Annotated in this window: 16 protein-coding genes; 11 read left to right on the top strand and 5 right to left on the bottom strand. The window is 63.5% G+C overall.

All coding sequences use genetic code 11. The annotated features are described in order from the left end of the window. The first annotated feature begins 11 nt into the window (after window positions 1–11). The 6 genes from AC56QX_RS10905 (at window position 12) to AC56QX_RS10930 (ending at window position 5829) form a co-directional block, all read left to right on the top strand. The gene (locus AC56QX_RS10905; RefSeq protein WP_095199549.1) at window positions 12–266 is read left to right on the top strand and encodes a GlsB/YeaQ/YmgE family stress response membrane protein; all 255 of its coding nucleotides are present in this window, start codon (window positions 12–14) and stop codon (window positions 264–266) included. A 25-nt stretch (window positions 267–291) separates the two neighbouring features. Continuing rightward, entirely contained in the window at window positions 292–438 is a 147-nt protein-coding gene (locus tag AC56QX_RS10910) for a hypothetical protein (protein WP_497115853.1), read from the top strand. Between the two features lie 230 nt (window positions 439–668). Then, window positions 669–1700 carry a hypothetical protein gene (locus AC56QX_RS10915; RefSeq protein WP_497115855.1) on the top strand — a complete coding sequence of 344 codons (1032 nt, stop codon included), beginning with the start codon at window positions 669–671 and terminating at the stop codon, window positions 1698–1700. A 124-nt stretch (window positions 1701–1824) separates the two neighbouring features. Continuing rightward, window positions 1825–4110 carry a transglycosylase domain-containing protein gene (locus tag AC56QX_RS10920; RefSeq protein ID WP_497115856.1) on the top strand — a complete coding sequence of 762 codons (2286 nt, stop codon included), beginning with the start codon at window positions 1825–1827 and terminating at the stop codon, window positions 4108–4110. 160 nt (window positions 4111–4270) lie between these two features. Beyond that, window positions 4271–5023, top strand: a complete 753-nt coding sequence (locus AC56QX_RS10925; RefSeq protein ID WP_497115858.1) for an SDR family NAD(P)-dependent oxidoreductase — start codon at window positions 4271–4273, stop codon at window positions 5021–5023. Further along, a complete protein-coding gene (locus AC56QX_RS10930; protein WP_497115859.1) occupies window positions 5020–5829 on the top strand; it encodes a hypothetical protein in 810 nt (269 codons plus the stop codon). The genes AC56QX_RS10925 and AC56QX_RS10930 overlap by 4 nt, the downstream gene beginning before the upstream one ends. A 31-nt stretch (window positions 5830–5860) precedes the next feature. On the opposite strand, the gene AC56QX_RS10935 is transcribed toward AC56QX_RS10930, so the two are convergent. After that, entirely contained in the window at window positions 5861–7042 is a 1182-nt protein-coding gene (locus AC56QX_RS10935) for an MFS transporter (protein WP_497115860.1), read from the bottom strand. 120 nt (window positions 7043–7162) lie between these two features. Next, window positions 7163–8083 carry a zinc-binding dehydrogenase gene (locus AC56QX_RS10940; protein ID WP_497115861.1) on the bottom strand — a complete coding sequence of 307 codons (921 nt, stop codon included), beginning with the start codon at window positions 8081–8083 and terminating at the stop codon, window positions 7163–7165. Window positions 8084–8186: 103 nt separating this feature from the next. Between AC56QX_RS10940 and AC56QX_RS10945 the strand changes: the two genes are divergently transcribed. Continuing rightward, window positions 8187–8993: an AraC family transcriptional regulator gene (locus tag AC56QX_RS10945; protein ID WP_497115862.1), complete on the top strand. Its 807-nt coding sequence runs from the start codon at window positions 8187–8189 to the stop codon at window positions 8991–8993. On the opposite strand, the gene AC56QX_RS10950 is transcribed toward AC56QX_RS10945, so the two are convergent. The 3 genes from AC56QX_RS10950 to AC56QX_RS10960 all read right to left on the bottom strand — a co-directional run bounded on the left by AC56QX_RS10950 (window position 8994) and on the right by AC56QX_RS10960 (window position 11884). Continuing rightward, on the bottom strand, window positions 8994–10778 hold the full coding sequence (locus tag AC56QX_RS10950) for a cation:proton antiporter domain-containing protein (protein ID WP_497115863.1): 1785 nt from the start codon (window positions 10776–10778) through the stop codon (window positions 8994–8996). It abuts the gene before it with no gap. A 218-nt stretch (window positions 10779–10996) separates the two neighbouring features. Then, window positions 10997–11446: a baeRF12 domain-containing protein gene (locus AC56QX_RS10955; protein ID WP_497115864.1), complete on the bottom strand. Its 450-nt coding sequence runs from the start codon at window positions 11444–11446 to the stop codon at window positions 10997–10999. Between the two features lie 198 nt (window positions 11447–11644). Then, the gene (locus tag AC56QX_RS10960; RefSeq protein WP_497115865.1) at window positions 11645–11884 is read right to left on the bottom strand and encodes a hypothetical protein; all 240 of its coding nucleotides are present in this window, start codon (window positions 11882–11884) and stop codon (window positions 11645–11647) included. On the opposite strand from AC56QX_RS10960, the gene cysG reads away from it, so the two are divergent. From cysG to AC56QX_RS10980, 4 genes are read left to right on the top strand one after another with little or no spacing between them, the layout of a single operon-like run. After that, entirely contained in the window at window positions 11876–13327 is a 1452-nt protein-coding gene (gene cysG, locus AC56QX_RS10965; protein ID WP_497115866.1) for a siroheme synthase CysG, read from the top strand. The two genes, AC56QX_RS10960 and cysG, sit on opposite strands and share 9 nt — an antisense overlap. Next, window positions 13324–13617 carry a DUF2849 domain-containing protein gene (locus AC56QX_RS10970; RefSeq protein ID WP_497115868.1) on the top strand — a complete coding sequence of 98 codons (294 nt, stop codon included), beginning with the start codon at window positions 13324–13326 and terminating at the stop codon, window positions 13615–13617. The genes cysG and AC56QX_RS10970 overlap by 4 nt, the downstream gene beginning before the upstream one ends. Before the next feature lie 45 nt (window positions 13618–13662). Beyond that, window positions 13663–15333: a nitrite/sulfite reductase gene (locus AC56QX_RS10975; protein WP_497115870.1), complete on the top strand. Its 1671-nt coding sequence runs from the start codon at window positions 13663–13665 to the stop codon at window positions 15331–15333. Further along, window positions 15308–16072: a phosphoadenylyl-sulfate reductase gene (locus AC56QX_RS10980; RefSeq protein WP_497115872.1), complete on the top strand. Its 765-nt coding sequence runs from the start codon at window positions 15308–15310 to the stop codon at window positions 16070–16072. Before AC56QX_RS10975 ends, AC56QX_RS10980 begins: the two co-directional genes overlap by 26 nt. Window positions 16073–16159 lie beyond the last annotated feature (87 nt).

The following is a 16159-nucleotide window of genomic DNA, read 5'->3' on the forward strand; positions in this document are numbered from 1 at the left end:
AGGAAATCGTTATGGGTGTCGAAAGCCTGCTCGTCTTCATCATCATTGGTGCCATTGCCGGCTGGCTCGCCGGACTCATCGTTTCCGGCTTCGGCTTCGGCCTGATCGGCAACATCATCGTTGGCATCGTCGGCGCGTTCATCGCCGGCTGGCTGTTGCCGCGGATCGGCTTCTCCATTGGCGGCGGTATTCTCGCCTCCATCATCCACGCCACGATCGGCGCCATCATCCTTCTGGTGCTGGTCAAGGTCTTGAAGCGAGCGTGAGGCTCGACATCAGAAAGAGCGCGCCATGAAGCAAAACACACTCTACCTCCTCATTGGCGCGCTCGTCGTCGTGGTCATCGCGCTAGGCGCCTATGCCTACCGCGAGCAGACCAAGCCGAAAGGCGTCGAGCTCAAGATCGACGACAAGGGCATTTCGATCCAGCAGAACTGAGCCTGCCGTCTATTGGGGCCGCAGCGGCTGGCTGCATATCAAGAGGCGTGAGCAATGCCTTCGCCAGCGCGCTGTTTGGCGAGGCGGCAGGCCTCCAGCCTTTGGAACCTGGAGCCCGCGATCAGGCCTAGTCGGCAACATCAAAGCAGGGCAAACAGTCTTCAATGGGCGGGGATCAGTTGGATAATTCTCGATCCCTTCCGTCGTTCGATTCCCAGGCTGAGTCGCCAATGATCCCCGCGATCAACTTCAAGGTCAGCGCGGCGGTGCGGGCGGCACTTTCGGCGATCGGACGCACCGAGGATCTGCGCTTTTCACCCGACAATCGATTGCTGGTAATTGCCGGCTATGCGCGCAAGCGTTTGCTGGTCCTGCGCATCGACATCGAGGCTGGACCTGATGGTCCCGATGTCGAGATCCACGATTTCATGGAGCTGACATCAGACAATATGGGCGAAATCCATGGCCTGGATTTCATCGATGACCGCACCCTGGCAATCGGCAACCGCGACGGGCTGGTTGCGATATTCAGCCTGCCGCGCGAAGAACCGGCCGGCCAAAATCGCGCGATATCAGCTATTCGCCTGATAAAGGGCAGGCGGCCTTGCAAACTGAATTCGCCGGGTTCGATTGCCGTCAGGCGCGAGTCGCGCGGCCGCGTCAGCCTGCTGGTCTGCAACAACTACATGCATCTGGTCACAAGGCACGTGGTCAACCGGTGGCTCGGCTATCGCATGACGAGCAACCAGCGGCTGCTCAAGCGTGGTCTCGATATACCGGACGGCATTGCACTCAGCCATGACGGCCGCTGGATCGCTGTCAGCAGCCACGGCACCCAGGACGTGAAGCTCTACCTTGTGTCCTCCTCGCTTGGGCCTGACACCGAACCCGCCGGCGTCCTGCAGCACGCCGGCTATCCGCACGGTGTGCGCTTTACCTACGACGATCGCCACATCCTCGTCGCCGACGCTGGCAGCCGGATGGTGCATGTCTATGCCGGCGACGGTGGCTGGAACGGGCCTCGCGCGCCGGCGCGTTCGGTTGCCGTGCTCGACGAGGAAACCTTCCAGCGCGGCAGGGCCAGTCCCGAAGAAGGCGGCCCCAAAGGCCTCGATATCGACCGTTCTAACAGCGTCGTGGCGATGACTTGCGAAGAGCAGACGCTGGCTTTTTTCTCTCTCGCATCGATGATCGGCTCATCGGACGGCGGGATCGCTTCCGCTCAAAGCGCCCGACCAGCACACAGCGGTAGTGCGCGGTAGCAAATTTAGAAAATCGTATGGAATTTCAAAAGGGTGCATAAACCCTGCTTTAACCCGCCCTTAAATCGCCGCATCTACTCTGCAACCGAAGCGCCATAGGCACCGGGGATAGCAAGCGTAGCGCATGGCGAACCGCAGAGACAGCCGCATCGAGCCCAGTTTCGAGGGACCGCCACAGGCGCGATCCCAGCCGGGTCTTTCGGTGAGCGAGGAGGATCGCGTCGTGCCCAGCAACCGCAAAGCCTCCGCCAAACGCAAATCGTCGAAGGCGAAATCCTCGCGCGGCGGGCGTGGCAGAAGCCGGCGCGGCCTGTTCGGCGTGCTCGGCCGGCTGTTCTACTGGTGCTTCGTGCTCGCCATCTGGGGCGGCATCGCGGTGGCGGGCGTCGTCGTCTATTACGGCGCCAAGATGCCGGCGGCGACGACCTGGTCGATCCCCGACCGTGCCCCCAACATCAAGATCGTTTCGGTCGATGGCCAGTTGCTCGCCAACAGGGGCATGAGCGGCGGCGAGGCCGTCGGCCTGCACGAAATGTCGCCCTATATTCCGGAAGCCGTCATCGCCATCGAAGACCGCCGGTTCTATTCGCATTTCGGTGTCGATCCGATTGGCCTGTCGCGCGCCATGGTGACCAACCTTATCGGCGGGCATTTTTCGCAAGGCGGCTCGACGCTGACGCAGCAATTGGCCAAGAATCTGTTCCTGAAACCCGACCGCACGCTGGAGCGCAAGGTGCAGGAGGTGCTGCTGGCGCTGTGGCTCGAACACAAGCACACCAAGGACCAGATCCTCGAAATGTACCTCAACCGGGTCTATTTCGGCTCTGGTGCCTATGGCGTCGAGGCGGCATCACGGCGCTATTTCGGCAAGAGCGCGCGCGACGTCACTTTGTCGGAAGCCGCCCTGCTTGCCGGCCTGTTGAAGGCGCCGTCGCGGCTGTCGCCGGCGCGTGATCCCAAGGCCGCCGAGGAGCGTTCGCAGTTGGTGCTCGCCGCCATGCGCGACGAGGGCAAGATCAGCGACAAGGAACTGAAGACTGCACTCAGCGCTCCGGCGACGCGTTCGCCGTCCTACTGGACGGGCTCGGAAAACTATGTCGCCGACACCATCATGGAAGAACTGCCGGACCTGATCGGCGACGTGCGCGGCGACATCGTCATCGACTCGACCGTCGACCTCAACCTGCAGAAGCTCGCCGAGCAATCGATCCGCCGGCTGATCGATGAAAGCGGCAAGAAGCTCAACGTCACCCAGGGCGCGCTGGTGTCGATCGACGATTCCGGCGCGGTGCGCGCCATGGTCGGCGGCTATGATTATTCGACCAGCCAGTTCGACCGCGCCTCGGAAGCGCGCCGCCAGCCGGGCTCGGCCTTCAAGCCGTTCGTCTATATGGCGGCACTCGAAGCCGGCCGCACGCCCGACAGCACGCGCAACGATGCGCCGATCAGGATCGGCAACTGGACACCCGACAATTACGGCGGAAAGTATTTTGGCAAGGTCACCCTGGCGACGGCGCTGGCCAAGTCGCTGAACTCGGTTGCCGCGCAATTGACCATGGAGGTCGGGCCGAACGCCGTCGTCGAGGCCGCGCACCGCATGGGCATCCAATCCGATCTGCAGGCCAACACCTCGATCGCGCTCGGCACTTCGGAAGTCACGCCGCTGGAACTGACCTCGGCCTATGTGCCGTTCGCCAATGGCGGCTACAAGCCGGACATCCATTTCATCCGCCGCATCACCACCGCCGAGGGTAAAGTGCTCTATGACAGCGGCGGCGGCAACGCGCCCCGCGTTGTCAAACCCGAGATCGTCGGCATGATGAACTCGATGATGATGGGCACGGTCGAGTTCGGTTCGGCAAAGAAGGCGGCTTTTGCCTGGCCGTCGGCCGGCAAGACCGGCACCAGCCAGAATTCGCGCGATGCCTGGTTCGTCGGCTACACCGCCAATCTCACCACCGGCGTGTGGTTCGGCAATGATGACGGCACGGCGATGAAGAAGGTCACTGGCGGCGCGCTGCCGGCGCAGGCCTGGCACGAATTCATGGTCGCCGCGCACGAAGGTGTGCCGGTGCGGCCGCTGCCCGGCACCTGGAAGTCGACGCCGGCCGACACGATCGTGCCCGACGACATACCCTCTGTCGACAACAACCAGCCGGCACCGGTTCCGTCAGCGTCGGTTGGCCAGCAGGCACCGGCGCCGACGGTTCCGCGAGCCGCGCCTGTCGCCCAGGCACCAACGCCAGCCCGCGCGGTGCGTCCCGCCCAGACCGTCGATGCGGATGGCTTCGACATGCCTGCGGACAATGGCACAACCGCCTCGGTCGGGCATCCTGTGCCGCCAGGCAGTGTCGGCGGCCCGCTCAAGAAGAAGCGGACCTCGATCCTGGATATTCTGGGCGGCGGCTGACGCTAAAGCGCGTCGCGCTTTAGCTCTTTGTTTTTATGCATGTCGTTCTCCCAAAACCGAGGTCACTTTCGGACGACATGCATTGGTCGCCTGAGCGGCGTCAATCCGCCACTCGCCAGCGCCACGGTGTTCGGCTACACCTCCGGCCGGAGACCGCGACATGGCTGAACTCGACACCAGAAAAACCATTGTGCTGACCGGCGCCAGCCGCGGCATCGGCCACGCCACGGTCAAGCGCTTTTCGCGCGAAGGCTGGCGCGTCATCACCTGTTCACGCCAGGCCTTTGCCGAGGATTGCCCGTGGCCGGCAGGCCCGGAGGACCACATCAAGGTCGACCTCGCCGACCAGGAAGATGTCGGCGTCGCCGTCTCGGAGATACGCCATCGGCTGGAAGCGCATGGCGGGCAGTTGCACGCGCTGGTCAACAATGCCGGCATTTCACCGAAGCTCAAGGACGGCAACAGCCGCATGGACTCGATCGACACGCCGATGCATGTCTGGCGCGACGTGTTCCAGGTCAATTTCTTCGCGCCGATCATGCTGGCGCGCGGCCTGTTCAAGGAGCTGGCGGCGGCCAAAGGCTCGATCGTCAACGTCACTTCGATCGCCGGCACCCGCGTGCATCCTTTCGCCGGCACCGCCTATGCGACATCGAAGGCGGCACTTGGCTCGCTGACGCGCGAAATGGCGCATGATTTCGGCCCGCACGGCATCCGCGTCAACGCCATCGCGCCGGGCGAGATCGACACCGCGATCCTGTCGCCAGGCACGGACAAGATCGTCGAGACGATTCCGCTGCGGCGCCTCGGCACTACGGCCGAGGTCGCCGACATCATCTTCTTCCTGTGCTCGCAGCAGGCATCCTATGTGACCGGCTCCGAGATCCACATCAATGGCGGCCAGCACGTGTGAGTGAGGATTTCGAGCGCTACACGGAAACCAACGTTGTCGGGTCGCTCGTCATTTACGAATGGGCCGCAGGGCTCGACATATTCCGAGTGCGGGACATACTCGACGAACTCGTCGAGATTATTGGTTCCCAGCCGGATATTGCGACAGTCGTCGCTGGCAGTCGCAGCAAAGACTATTTCTATCGAAATTTCGTCAAACGTGATGTGCTTCACAAGCAGGAGTGGCAAACGCTCGGCTATCTCTGGAGGAGAAAGTCCGACTCAATGTCGGATTTCGCAATCGATATTGCCTGCTCCCTCGATAGCTTCAGATGCTTTGAAATCCATATCGACAGAGCTGCGGCGCCGGATCCCGATGAGACATTCCAGAAGATAGTCAGGCTGGTTTGCGCGGAGTTGCAACCTGTCTATGGGATAGGCTTGTCGATGCCGTATTTCTGGGGGCCGAGGGCATTTGCACACGGGTCGGCATCTTCCCGTTTCGCAACCGACGACAAGACATTTTACGGTCCACCGGTTGCGATGAAGGGACAGTCGTTCTCGTTCGGTCCGACATTCCGCGCCGAAAGTGCGCGGCGACAATTGGATCAGAATCTTCGCGATCTATATCCGTTCAACCTGCTGTCGAAAGGCCATATGGAACGACAGATCGAGGGCAAACCGTTGGAAAGCTGGATTGAGCAGAACTCGTTCGGCGTCATACGGAAAATGTCGCCGATCACGTGGCAATGGGACGTTCCTGCGGGCGACGTCCAAAGTATCAGGAGACGGCTTATCGATGCCGGGCTCACGATTGTGAAGCAATAGGCCCGTTTCCTGAAACAGCTGAGCGATTGGCTCAGATCGTTCTCGCCCGTCCTGCAAGGCTTCCCAGGATCGCCATCAGCAAGGTGGCGATGGCGCAGGCGCCTAGGGCCAGGTTCCAGGTTCCGGTCGCATCATGGGCAAGACCGGCCAGCGGCGGGCCCGCGGCGGCCAGCGAATAGCCCAGGCATTGCGCCATTCCCGACAGCGCTGCAGCCTCCTGGCTGTGCGAGGCCCTCAGGCTGACGAAGGAGAGGCCCAGCATGAAGGCCGCACCCGCGCCGAAACCGAACAGCGCGATCCAAAGCGCTGCAAGGGCCGGAAGCTGCCACAGGCCGAGCAGCGAGAGGCATGTGGTCAGTGCCATGCCGATGGCCATGACGCGCTGGTCCTTCATGCGCCTGACGGCGGTGCCGAGCAGCAGGCCAGGGATCGCGATTGCCAGTTGACACAGCCCATGCAGCGAGCCCGCGATCGCCGGGGGATAACCTGCTTCTGCCAGGATCGAGGGCAACCATCCGACGATCACGTAGAAGACCAGCGAGGTGAGGCCAAGAAAGCCGGTCACCTGCCAGGCAAGGGCCGAGCGCCAGAGGTGCCCACGGTCCTGCGTGGAGGATGCCGCTCGCTCCGGGGCAGCGGGTTGAAGCTGGGGCGCCCAGGCGATCAGGGCCGCGACGGGAAAGATCAGCGTGCAGGCAAGCGACAGATGCCAGTTCGACCCCGGCAATTGAGCGAGCGGGATTGCGGCTGTCGATGCCAATGCCTGCGAAAGTCCGGACACGATGGCATAGAGGCCGGTCAGGCTAGCGACCCGGTTGGGAAAATCGCGTTTCAGCAAGCCTGGCAGCAGGACGTTGGTGACAGCAATGCCGGCCCCAAGCGTGCCGGTGCCGACGAACAGCGCCCAGAGGGGGCCGGTCGAGCGCAGGACAATACCGGTCGCGACAACAAGCAGCGCGGCGAATAACGACCTTTCGATGCCATATCGGCGCGCCAGGCCGGCCGCGAAGGGCGAGATCGCAGCGAACGCCAGCAAGGGAAGGGTGGTCAGCAATCCTGCCTCAGTGGCGCTGATGCCGCTGGTTTGCCGGATCATGCCGAGCATCGGCGCCACGCCGGTGATGGGCGCGCGAAGCGTCGATGCGATCAGCATGATGCCGATCAGGAGAAGCCCCTGGCCGCTCGATGTTCTGACAATTTCTCTAACCGTCATTGGAGATTCCTGACCTGGTATTGGCGCCTGGGCGCTTTGATTTGCGTGTTGCGGAAAATGAATATCGTCAGCCATTTCCAGCCCGTGCCGGGGCGCGGGCGATCGATCGAAGCGGCCGGCTTATCCGGCTATGGTGAGAACAGCCTTGCCGCTGAAGCTGCGCTGTCGCAGGGCGTCGAGGGCCTGGGCGATATCTGTCCACGGCATGGTCAGGGCGACGCGGGTTTCCAGCCGGCCGGCCGCGACCAGAGTGAGCAGCGAGGCGATATCGGCGCCAATGCCCGAGCCGGAATTGTAGTAGGCAAACGTCTGAAGCCTCGCACCCTCGTGGCCCGGAACGAATTGGCGGAAGCCAACCGGCGTGAGTTCGCCGCTGCTTGAACCGAACATGACGATGGTGCCGCCCGGTGCGATTCGTTCGATCGCTTGGGCGAGGCTTTGGCCGCCGACCGACTCGGTGATCAGCGAAAACGGCCCTCCGGCCCCCTCGATTGTCTCGACCACCTGCCCGGCTCCAAGACCACGGAGATCGTCGGCATGCCGGGCGGCGGCGATTGCGGTTATAGACGCGCCTTGCTCACGGGCGATCTGGATCTGGAAACGACCGACGGCACCGCTCGCGCCGGTGATCAGCACCTTTAGACCAGTGAGGTCACCGCCATGGCGCAACGTCCTGAGCGCCGTCGTGCCCGCGACCGGAAGCGTGGCCGCCGAGACGAAACCGACTTCCTCCGGCAGGACGGCGAGACGCTCGGTCGGAACGGCGACACGTTCGGCCCAGCCGGCTTCGTCGACCAAAGCCACGACCCGGGTGCCAAGGGCCGGTCCGGAGCCATCGGCTGCCGCCCGTTCGACGACCCCGACGACGTCCTGGCCGGGTATCCAGCCGTTCGGACGTATGATGAGCAGGCGCAGTTCGCCACGGTTCAACGAGGTTGCGTGGACCGAGACCAGCGCTTCGTTCGCGCAAGGTTGTGGCTCGTCCACCTCGGCGAGTTTCAATCTGGCTGCGTTATCGGAAGAGACTGTAAGCGCGAGCATGGGTACACCTTTGCCAATTGTGGCGAGAACGACCCAAGCCTATCGATTTGTGTTGGCGAATAATCTAGATATAAAGGCAATCAATCGCTAAAAGTCGTCAATCATGAAACAACCCCTTCGCTACCCCTGGCTCGATTTCGATGTGGATGAGCTTTCAGCGCCGGCGATTGCCGTGCGCGTCGACGTCCCTGAAACCAGAGCGGAGGTATCAGCCCATTGGCATCGCAAGGGGCAACTCGTCTTCGCGCTCGGCGGAGGTGTCACCTGCCGCGTTCCTAGTGGCCTGTGGATGGTTCCGCCGCATTGCGGGGTGTGGGTGCCGAGCCGCATGGAGCACAGCAACATCGCGACGGCCAATGCGCGGATATTCTTCGTCTACATCGAGCCCGGTGCTGCCGAACTGCCGGATCGGTGCTGCACGCTTTCGATTTCGCCGCTGCTGCGCGAGCTCATCATCGAACTGTCAGACTGCGCGCCGGATGATGCGCGGTGCGCTTTCCTGGGAAGCGTCCTGCTTGCCGAACTGCCTGATATGCCAGTCCAGCAATTGCATCTGCCGATCTCCTCCGAGCCGCGCTTGCGGCGGATCGCCGAAGCGTTGGCGGATGATCCCGCTGACCGAAGCACGCTGGCGCAGTGGGCCAATCGCGTTGCGCTCAGCGAGAGCAGTCTCGCTCGTCTCGTGGTGAAGGAGACTGGCTTGAGCTTCGGCCGCTGGCGCCAGCAATTGCACCTGATCGTTGCGATCAGGGAGCTGGCTTCGGGCGCAAGCGTTCAGCAGGTTTCGGGTGATCTCGGCTATGAGTCCGTCACAGCCTTCATCACCATGTTCAAAAAGGCGCTCGGCAAGCCTCCCGCACAGTATCTCAGCGGCATCGCACGGAATGGCGGTTCTGCATTCGTGGCGTGATCAGGCGGCGGACGGCTCAGTCGCCTTTGGCTTGTGACCGAGCACCTCTTCGACAATGCCGCGCGCGATCTCGCGCTCGCCCATGATCACGGTGTCGGCGCCGAGCCCCTTGAGATGCTCGACCTCGGCATCGGAATGGGCGCGGGCGACGACGTTGATGTTGGGATTGGCGGCGCGCGCCCGCAGCACGATCTGGCCGGCCTCGAAGGCGTTGGGGATGGCGAGGATCAGCCGGCTGGCGCCTTCGGGATTGGCGGCGGCGAACACTTCGGCATTGGCCGCATTGCCGGCGACGGTTTCGACGCCGTCCGCCTTCAGCTTGGCCAACGTCTTGTCGGCGTCCTCGATGACGAGGAAGGGCATTGCAGCGTCTTTCAGCGCCGCGCCGACCAGGCCACCGACGCGGCCGTATCCGATCAGGATGGCATGGCCGGTGAGTGCCGTTTTCGGCGGCGCTCCGTCTTCCTTTTTCGAGGTTGCGGCGACCGAGGCGACCTGGCCCGGTTCCGTCGCCGGCCCGACCGGCTTGGCGTCCAGCGGCGGTGCCGTCCGGGCGGCGCGGGCCTCCAGCCACGGTTTCATCCAGTCGATGACCAGGAACATCAGCGGGTTGAGCACGATCGACAGGATGGCGCCGGCCAGGATCAGGTCGCGGCCCTGTTCGGGCAGAAGTTTCAGCCCGACGCCGAGTTCGGCCAGGATGAAGGAGAATTCGCCGATCTGGGCAAGGCTGGCCGAAATCATCAAGGCCGTCGCCAGGGGATAGCCGAAGGCGATGACGATGACGAAGGCCGCCAAGGACTTGCCGATGACGATGATGGCGAGCGTCGCCAGGATCGGCAGGCCGTTGCTGAACAGGCTGAACGGGTCGAACAGCATGCCGACCGAGACGAAGAACAGCACCGAGAAGGCATCGCGCAAAGGCAGCGATTCTTCCGCCGCGCGGTGGCTGAGCTCGGACTCGCTCATGATCATGCCGGCGAAGAAGGCGCCGAGCGCCAGCGAGACGCCGAAGAGTTTTGCCGCGCCGAAGGCCACGCCGAGCGCAATGGCCAGCACCGCCAGCCGAAACAGCTCGCGCGACCCGGTATGGGCGACGTAGTGCAGGATCCAGGGGATGACCCGGCGGCCGACCACCAGCATGACGATGACAAAGGCGGCGACCTTGGCCAGCGTGATGCCGACGACGCCCCAGATGCCGTAACTGGCCGGCAGCGACAGCAGGCCGCTCGAGTGCACGTCCGCCTGTTCCTGGCCACCAAGCACGCCGGCAAGGGCCGGCAGTAACACCAGCGCCAGTACCATGGCGAGGTCCTCGACGATGAGCCAGCCGACGGCGATGCGGCCGCGTTCGGTCTCGATCATCCGCCGCTCCTGAAGCGCGCGCAGCAGCACCACGGTCGAGGCGACCGACAGCGCCGGGCCGAACACCAGACCCGCGCCCATCGACCAGCCGAGCATCCAGGACAGTCCGGCGCCGAGCGCGGTGGCAAAACCGATCTGGACGATGGCGCCGGGCACGGCGATGGCGCGGACCGACAGCAGGTCCTTCAGCGAGAAATGCAGGCCGACGCCAAACATCAGCAGGATGACGCCGATTTCGGCGAGCTCGTTGGCAAGCCCGGCATCGGCAACGAAACCGGGCGTGTTCGGCCCGACCAGCACCCCGGCTACGAGATAGCCGACCAGCGGCGGAATGCGGAAACGATTGGCGAGAGCGCCGAAGACGAAAGCCAGCCCCAGACCGGCGACGATGGTGGCGATAAGGGGCGTGTCATGCGGCATTGTCTATGGAGCGCCTTTCAAACCAGCGATATCGGATGTGCGCCGCCCGAAGCCGCCGCCTGTTTTGCAATATGGTGGAAGGGGTGACGGTGATGCAACCCGCAAGGGGGCGAAAATCGACGGCGCGGCGGCAAATGCTTGACCGGCGGCTGAGCCGCCGCCGGTCCGATTTGGGCTCTTGATGGCATTGGTTTCGATAGCCGATCCGTGGCCTGCGCTCAGGCTGCCTGCAGCAAGGCCTCGATCTCGGATATTGTGTGGTTGGTCAGAGTCTTTGAAATCTCGGCGGCCACCTTGTCCTCGACTTCCTTGTGCAGTTTCTTGCGCATGGCGCCGAGCACCACGGGTGGGGCGACAAGGACAATCTCGTCGAACTCGCCGCCATGCGCGAGCTTGTAGAGCCGGGCGGCAATGTCATCGGCGAAGCGCTCCTTGCCGATCCGGTGCCAGTCGGTGTCCTCGACGGCGCTGCGATGCACCGACGGGCCATCATTGTGCCGGCCTGGACTGTCGGTGCCTTGTTCGCGGGTTGGCGGATTGTCCTGCTCCATCATCTGCACGACCTCAAGGTTGGGAAACATGTTGTCGCCGGCATTCTTGAGGAAGAGCGCTTTTTCGCCGTCGGCCACCATGACCCAGATGCCGTGCTTCAGCTTGATCGTGCCCATGATGATGGGTTCCTTTCCTTGCTGCGGCGACGCCTTATGCGGCACTCCGCAGCGGTTTCGATTGGGGTAGTGGACGTGATGGGAACGCCTTGCGAAGCGGTAATGTTCCACCTGCGTGGGGCAGTTGAATGCCCGCCGACCGAGGCCGAGGGGCGAGAGTCGGTGATCGGCGACTTTAATCTACTGAATTGGTAGAAATTAGAAAAAACTGTTTTGCGAAACAAATGGCAGGCGGCTAAAAAGACCTGAAATCAAGGCCCGCTTCAGCGACTTGAATCCGCCCATACTCCAGATATGGAATATTTTTCTCCTGCCTTTCGCAGTTGCGAAAAAGCGATTGCCTGCCATCACAGGATGCGCGAGTGCTTTGCTTCTGGTTTTTCGCGCCCGGGCGTAAAACTGCAATATTGTTCCCGGATTGCTTTTCTCATGCCGCATGCCAATGCCAAGCTCAATGCCTTTCCCGTCTTCGTGCGGGTCGAGGGCGAAGCCGTGGCCATTGTCGGCGGCGGCGAGGAGGCCCTGGCCAAGGCGCGGCTGATCGGACAATCGAGCGCGGTGCTGCGCATCATCGCCCACAATGCCGAACCGGAGCTGCTGACCTTCATCGCCCAGTCCGGCGCCAGCCATGTCGCGGCAGCTTATGATGCCTCGCAGCTCGAAGGCGCAGTCTTGGTGTTTGCCGCCAGCGGCGACGAGACGCTTGATCGCCGGGTGGCCGCCGACGCGCGTCGCTTAAGCATCCCCGTCAATGCCGTCGACCGGCCTGAGCTCTGCGACTTCTTCACACCGGCGCTAGTCAACCGCGCGCCGGTCGCCATTGCCATCGGCACCGAAGGCGCCGGCCCGGTGCTTGCCCAGATGCTGCGTAGCCGCATCGACCAGATGCTATCGCCGTCGCTCGGGTCGCTGGCAACGCTCGCAGCATCGCTGCGTGGTGCGGCCGAGAAAGTGCTGCCGAAAGGCAATGCCCGCCGCCGCTTCTGGAGCAGCTTTTTCCAGGGTGCTCCAGCCCATGCCGTCGAAGCAGGCCAGCTGTCGCAGGCGCATGACGCCGCCGTGGATCTGCTGCTGTCGAAAGCACCGGCTGCGGGTCATATCGCCCTGGTCGGCGCCGGTCCTGGCGCCGAGGATCTTCTGACCCTTCGTGCCCATCGCCTGCTGATGGAAGCCGATGTCATCGTCCATGACGCGCTGGTTCCGGAGGCGGTCGTCGCCATGGGCCGCCGCGATGCGGAGCGCCTTCCGGTCGGCAAACGCAAGGGCTGCCACACCAAGAGCCAGGCCGAGATCAATGCGCTACTGGTTGAACTCGGCCGTCAGGGCAAGCGTGTCGTGCGGCTGAAGTCGGGCGATCCGCTAGTGTTCGGCCGTGCCGGCGAGGAGATGGCGGCATTGCGCGATGCCGGCATCGCCTATGAGGTGGTTCCCGGCGTCACCGCGGCCTTCGCCGCCGCCGCCGATTTCGAACTGCCGCTGACCTTGCGTGGCGTGTCGTCGTCGATGGTGTTCACCACCGGCCATGACCTCAAGGGCAATTCATTGCCCGACTGGGCCAAGCTCGCCATTTCCGGCGCCACCGTCGCCGTCTATATGGGCCGCTCGGTCGCGGCCGAAGTCGCCGGCCGGCTGATCGAGGCCGGTCTCTCGCCGGACACGGCTGTCGCCGTGGTCGAGAATGCCAGCCTTGCCAACCGCCGCCGTTTCCACGGCACACTTGCCGATCTGCCGTCGCTGGAAGCGCGTGGCGATCTGTCCGGGCCGGTCATGACCATCATTGGCGATGCGGTTGCCGGCGCCAATTTTGAACGGTCCGAGCCGCTCGCGGCGCACAGGAATGAAGGCGCGGTCACAGCCGCCAGTGAGAGAGTTCAGCCATGAAGATACTGACCGCCAACCGCCTGACCGATGGCATCGCCGTCTGGTATGCCAATGGCGGCTGGGCCGAGACGGTGGACCAGGCCGACCTTGCCCATGACAAGGCAGCCGAGGATCGCCTGGAGGCGATCGGCGCCAAGGCCTATGCCGACAACGAGGTGGTCGATGTCAATCTGATCGACGCAGATGTCGTCGATGGTGTCGTCGAGCCAGTGCGCTTGCGCGAAAAGATCCGCGCCGCGGGCCCGACCATCCGCGGCGATCTCGGCAAGCAGGCAGAGCGGGCGGCGTAGCCAGGTTTTGAGTGGAACGGGCGGACGCGCCCTGAAAGACGAAGCATGTACCGTTACGATGAGTTCGATCACGATTTTGTCCAGGCCCGCGTCGCTGAGTTCAGCGACCAGGTCGAACGCCGGCTGTCCGGCGAGATCACCGAGGACCAGTTCCGGCCGCTCAGGCTGATGAACGGCGTCTACCTGCAGCTGCACGCCTACATGCTGCGCATCGCAGTGCCCTATGGCACGTTGAACGGCAAGCAGCTGCGCATGCTCGGCCACATCGCCCGCAAATACGACAAGGGCTACGGCCATTTCACCACGCGCCAGAACATCCAGTTCAACTGGCCGGCGCTGTCGGACATTCCGGCGATCCTGGCCGATCTCGCCAGCGTCGAGATGCACGCCATCCAGACCAGCGGCAATTGCATCCGCAACGTCACCGCCGATCATTTCGCGGGTGCCGCCGCCGACGAGGTCGCCGATCCGCGCCCCTATGCGGAGATCCTGCGGCAATGGTCGTCGGTGCATCCGGAATTCTCGTTCCTGCCCAGAAAATTCAAGATCGCGGTGACCGGGGCGGAGCGCGACCGCGCCGCCATCCAGACGCATGATATCGGCCTGCATCTGAAGAAGAACGCCGCCGGCGAGCTCGGTTTCGCCGTCTATATCGGCGGCGGCCAGGGCCGTACGCCGATGGTGGCGAGGAAGATCCGCGACTTCCTGCCGGAAGCAGACCTTCTGTCCTACTGCACGGCGATCCTGCGCGTTTACAACCTCTATGGCCGCCGCGACAACAAGTACAAGGCGCGCATCAAGATCCTGGTACACGAGACCGGCGTCGAGGAAATCACCCGCCAGGTCGAGGCCGAGTGGCAGGAGTTGAAGGACGCCGAGCTGAAGTTGCCGGATGCCGATATCCGCGCCATCGAGGCCTATTTCGCGCCGCCGGCGCTGACAGAGCGACCGGAAGGCGACCAGGCGGTCAAGCTGGCGCGCCTCGATTCCAAGGGCTTCTCCGAGTGGCTCGACCAGAATGTGGTGACACACCGCCATCCCGACTATGCGGCGGTGACGATTTCGCTCAAGGGCATCGGCGAGGTGCCCGGCGATGCTTCGGACAGCCAGATGGAAGCGGTTGCCGACATTGCCGAGAAATACGCCTTCGACGAGCTGCGCGTCAGCCATGAGCAGAACCTGATCCTACCGCATGTGGCGCGCGCCGACCTCAAGGCGGTCTATGACGCGCTGGTCGACATCGGGCTGGCGACGGCCAATTCCAATCTGATATCGGACATCATCGCGTGCCCGGGCCTCGACTATTGCGCGCTGGCCACCGCACGCTCGATCCCGATCGCGCAGGAAATCTCGCAGCGCTTTGCCTCGCTGGAGCGACAGCGCGAGATCGGTGAGCTGAAGCTGAAGATTTCCGGCTGCATCAATGCCTGCGGCCACCACCATGTCGGCCATATCGGCATCCTCGGCGTCGAGAAGAAGGGCTCTGAGCTCTATCAGGTGACGCTGGGCGGCTCGGCCGACGAGAACACGTCGGTCGGCGAGATCATCGGCCGCGGCTTCTCGTCGGAAGAGATCACCGACGCCATCGAGCAGATCGTCGAGACCTATCTCGGCCTTCGGCTCAACCCGCAGGAAAAATTCATCGACGCCTACCGCCGTGTCGGTCCCGCGCCGTTCAAGGAGGCGCTCTATGCTGGCGAAGCCAAGGCCGCTTGACCGGATAGCTGATGTCGATGACGGCGCCGCCGCGAAAGCGGCGGGGCTTGATGCGCTCCATGGCCATCTGAAGCCGCTCGAGATCATCGAACGCTCGGCCCGCGATCTGTTTCACGACGAGATCGCCGCGGTGTCGTCCTTCGGCGCGGATTCGGCGGTGCTGCTGCACATGATCGCCGAGATCGACCGCACGCTGCCGGTCATCTTCCTCGACACCGGCAAGCATTTCGAGGAGACGCTCGGCTACCGCGACGCGCTCGTCGCCGATTTTGGGTTGACCAACATTCGGGTGATCAAGCCCGAGGAGGCCGCGCTCGAGCGGATCGACCCGACGGGCAATCTGCACCAGAGCAACACCGATGCCTGCTGCGACGTGCGCAAGGTCGAGCCGCTGGCGCGCGGCGTGGCACCGTTTCGCGCCTGGTTCACCGGCCGCAAGCGCTTCCAGGCCTCGACGCGGGCAACGTTGCCGGTGTTCGAGGCGGTTGGCCCGCGCATCCGCATCAATCCGCTGGCGCACTGGACGACATCGGATCAGGCGGACTACATGCGGGCGCATGCGCTGCGTGAAAATCCGCTGGTTGCCTATGGCTATCTGTCGATCGGCTGCTTCCCGTGCACCCAGCCGGTGCAGCCGGGCGAAGACGCGCGCAGCGGCCGCTGGGCCGGTCATGCGAAGACCGAGTGCGGCATTCACCTGTCGGGGTTGGAAGTGTCGCTGACCGACGCATCACTTTAGGGTATATTGGTATTCAGGTGATGCCGGTCTGCAAACGGTGGTTTCCTGCGCTTCCGGTGCTCACGTACCCAAAAGTACGCTCCGCTC

The organism is Mesorhizobium sp. RCAM 06353, assembly GCF_059683585.1.

Coding starts and splice junctions, on each gene's coding strand:
- AC56QX_RS10905 (WP_095199549.1), top strand. CDS start 12: ATGGGTGTCGAAAGCCTGCTCGTCTTCATCATCATTGGTGCCATTGCC.
- AC56QX_RS10910 (WP_497115853.1), top strand. CDS start 292: ATGAAGCAAAACACACTCTACCTCCTCATTGGCGCGCTCGTCGTCGTG.
- AC56QX_RS10915 (WP_497115855.1), top strand. CDS start 669: ATGATCCCCGCGATCAACTTCAAGGTCAGCGCGGCGGTGCGGGCGGCA.
- AC56QX_RS10920 (WP_497115856.1), top strand. CDS start 1,825: ATGGCGAACCGCAGAGACAGCCGCATCGAGCCCAGTTTCGAGGGACCG.
- AC56QX_RS10925 (WP_497115858.1), top strand. CDS start 4,271: ATGGCTGAACTCGACACCAGAAAAACCATTGTGCTGACCGGCGCCAGC.
- AC56QX_RS10935 (WP_497115860.1), bottom strand. CDS start 7,042: ATGACGGTTAGAGAAATTGTCAGAACATCGAGCGGCCAGGGGCTTCTC.
- AC56QX_RS10940 (WP_497115861.1), bottom strand. CDS start 8,083: ATGCTCGCGCTTACAGTCTCTTCCGATAACGCAGCCAGATTGAAACTC.
- AC56QX_RS10945 (WP_497115862.1), top strand. CDS start 8,187: ATGAAACAACCCCTTCGCTACCCCTGGCTCGATTTCGATGTGGATGAG.
- AC56QX_RS10950 (WP_497115863.1), bottom strand. CDS start 10,778: ATGCCGCATGACACGCCCCTTATCGCCACCATCGTCGCCGGTCTGGGG.
- AC56QX_RS10955 (WP_497115864.1), bottom strand. CDS start 11,446: ATGGGCACGATCAAGCTGAAGCACGGCATCTGGGTCATGGTGGCCGAC.
- cysG (WP_497115866.1), top strand. CDS start 11,876: ATGCCGCATGCCAATGCCAAGCTCAATGCCTTTCCCGTCTTCGTGCGG.
- AC56QX_RS10960 (WP_497115865.1), bottom strand. CDS start 11,884: ATGCGGCATGAGAAAAGCAATCCGGGAACAATATTGCAGTTTTACGCC.
- AC56QX_RS10970 (WP_497115868.1), top strand. CDS start 13,324: ATGAAGATACTGACCGCCAACCGCCTGACCGATGGCATCGCCGTCTGG.
- AC56QX_RS10975 (WP_497115870.1), top strand. CDS start 13,663: ATGTACCGTTACGATGAGTTCGATCACGATTTTGTCCAGGCCCGCGTC.
- AC56QX_RS10980 (WP_497115872.1), top strand. CDS start 15,308: ATGCTGGCGAAGCCAAGGCCGCTTGACCGGATAGCTGATGTCGATGAC.